This window comes from Streptomyces sp. S6 (genome assembly GCF_054880855.1).
In genome coordinates this window covers 1-2,720 of the sequence record NZ_JBTYMC010000521.1, presented here as the reverse complement: position 1 = coordinate 2,720, position 2,720 = coordinate 1, and the positions used below count along the sequence as shown (strand labels likewise).

Sequence of the window (2,720 nt, the reverse complement as noted above, 5' to 3'; positions counted from 1 at the left end):
GTGTCGGCGGACCAGCCGATGCGGGGGTCGCCGCCGGGGCGGGGGTCCGCGCCCGCCCCGGGGTCGGCGCTCGCCCTGGGGGCGTTCCCGTAAGGGCCGGTCCCGTAGGGGGTACCCCCGTGAGGGTCACCCCCGTAGGGGTCGCCGTTCGGAGGGTGGTCGCCGGGGGCGCCGTCCGTTCTGGGGAGCTGTGGGACCTGGGACGCGTGGGGTGGTCTGTGGGTGCCGGGTGACGCTGTGTGAGCGGCGTCGGCGGCGGAGCGTTCCGTGCCGTGAGGTCCTGTCTGCGTCGCGTTCATGATCGTCTTTCCCTCCCCGGGCATCCCCCCGGAGGACACAGGGTGCCAAATGGCGTGCCCTGTGCGGAAGCTGGGGCGTGGCGACACGCCAGAGGCGGGGCGGGCTGTCACCAGAGGGTGACGGCAGGTCACGGGCCGACGGGGGCCGGAAACGGAGCGCCGGTGACCGGTCCTGCCGTACCGCATAGGCTGTCGGCACCGTGGGCGCGCGACGGACGTGTGCCGGAAAGCGGTGGAGACAGTCGGATACGGGGCGTGTCGGACGGGGCCGGAAAGCGGAACCGCCGACGGGTGCCGTACAGAGCGCCGCAGGGGGCAACCGCCATGACGACAGGTCGGCTCGGGCAGACCGCGCCGCCGAACGCGGCATACGCCGGGCAGGTCGTGCACTTTCCGGACCCGGTCCGGGCCGGACGTCACCCCAGAGGGGTACGGATCGACGAGCGCGGCTATCCCGACTTCTCGCCGTACGCACGCGCGGTGGCCGAGATCGCCGATCCCCCGGAGGGGTTCGGGGTCGACGAACTACGCCTCACGGACTACGTGTCGGCGAACGCCGCGCTGGCCGCCTCCGGGCACCGGTTGTGGGACACCGTCTCGCAGGTCGCGACCCCGCACGGCTGGACCTGGCACCACGTCGCCGGGACGCGCCGCCTCGAACTGATACCGGTGGACGTGAAGGCGCTGCTGCGCCACCACGGCGGGGTCGCGACGGCCCGCGTCGACCACGCGAAGCGGGGCACCCGCCCTCTCCAGGAGACCCGGCCCACCCACTTCCGGCTGCCGAAGTCGGGCGTCGCGGTGACCGAGTCGCAGGTGCTGGGCGTCGAGGAGGACCTCGGCTACCGACTGCCGGGCGCCTACCGCACGTTCCTCAAGGCGGCGGGCGGCTGCGCACCCGTCGGGGCCGCGCTGGACGCCGAGTTGGGCATCCTCGTCGACCAGCCGTTCTTCACGGTCCGTGACGAGGCCGCCGTCAACGACCTCGTCTACGTCAACAAGTGCCTGCGCGACCATCTCACCAAGGACTACTTGGGAGTCGGCTTCGTCCAGGGCGGTCTGATCGCCGTCAAGGTGAAGGGCGACCGGATCGGTTCGGTCTGGTTCTGCGCGTACGACGACGTCCGCGACGCCGATCCCACGCTGGCGCCGGCCGACCGCGTGGCACGGCTGCTGCTGCCCTGCGGTGACGATTTCGACGCGTTCCTGTCCCGACTCGCCGGTGATCCGCCGGAGTTGGAGACGGTGGCCAACCTGATGGTGGACGGCGGCTTCGCCCGCGTCGTTCCGGTTGCTGGGGAGTGATCCGCACATGGTGACGTTCGCGCAGGCGCAGGAGCGCGCGGAGGAGTGGGTCAACGGGGACGTGCCCGGCTATCAGCAACGCGAGGTGCGGGTACGGGAGTTCGGCCTCGGGTTCGTCGTCTGGGCCGAGGACCGGGCGGACGGGCCGCGCGGTGACGGCGGCTCCCAGCGGCTCGTCATCGCCCGGGACAGCGGGGAGGCGACGCTGTGGCCCGCCCTGCCGGTGGGCGAGGTGATCCGCCGGTACGAGGAGCGGTACGGGGGTGAGACGGCGGGGGTCGCGGACGCGGTGCCGGCTGCGGCGCGGGTCGATCTGAACCAGACGTCGTTCCTGCTGACGCCGCCGGAGTGGTTGCAGGACGCCGCCGACAAGTTGGGGATCGGCGAGGGGAGTTCCGGTGCCGGGGGTGCCGGGGCCGGGGTGACTCCGGTTCCTGGTGCGGGTGTTGGAGAGGCGGCGTCGGTTCCCGGTGCCGGTGCCGGTGCTGCGGCTTCGGGTGCCTCGGGTGTTCCCGGTGGGCCGGGGGCTTCAACTCCCGCTGCCGCTCCGGCCGTTCCCGCCGGGGCGACACCCTGGGCCGGGACCGACACGAACGGGGACGGCGGCGAGGACCGGTCCGTTCCGCTGCCCGCGACCGTGTTCGCCCCGCCCTTGAGTGACGCGGAGCGGGGTCGGGGGCCCGGGGCCGGGGCCGATGCGCCGACCGCGTTGATGTCCGGGGGGAGCCAGTTGCCGCCCACGGCGGTCTCGCCGGCGTTGGACGGGGCGCCTGCCGGGGGTCCCGCTGGGGGGCCTGGCGGGGCTCCTTCGTACGGGTATCCCGGGGCTGCTGGTGGTTCCGGCGGGGCCAACTCGGCTGGACCGGGGGGCGTTACGGCGCCCGGCGTGCCCAACGCGGCGATTCCCGGCGAGGGGCAGGGTTCGGGTTCGCCCAACTTGCCCGGCACGGCCGGAGGGTCGGGTGCCGACGCTGTCAACCCCGCTGCTCCTGGCGGGACTTCACAGCCGCTTCCTCCGCATGCCGGGGACATCGCCGATGCCGCGACCAGTCGGGCGGCGCCGCCTCCGCGCCGGAGGGGTGCGGGCGCGGGTACGCCTCCGCCTCCGCCGGGGGC

At 73.9% G+C, this 2,720-nt stretch carries 1 protein-coding gene and 2 pseudogenes; 2 read left to right on the top strand and 1 reads right to left on the bottom strand.

Annotated features, from left to right (window positions below; translation table 11 throughout):
• Window positions 1–299 (bottom strand): annotated as a pseudogene (locus tag ACVNF4_RS34655) (hypothetical protein); the annotation flags it as partial.
• Window positions 300–623: 324 nt separating this feature from the next.
• Between ACVNF4_RS34655 and ACVNF4_RS34650 the strand changes: the two are divergent.
• The gene (locus tag ACVNF4_RS34650; protein WP_461806829.1) at window positions 624–1,604 is read left to right on the top strand and encodes an SMI1/KNR4 family protein; all 981 of its coding nucleotides are present in this window, start codon (window positions 624–626) and stop codon (window positions 1,602–1,604) included.
• 7 nt (window positions 1,605–1,611) lie between these two features.
• Window positions 1,612–2,720, top strand: a pseudogene (locus ACVNF4_RS34645) (SUKH-4 family immunity protein); the annotation flags it as partial.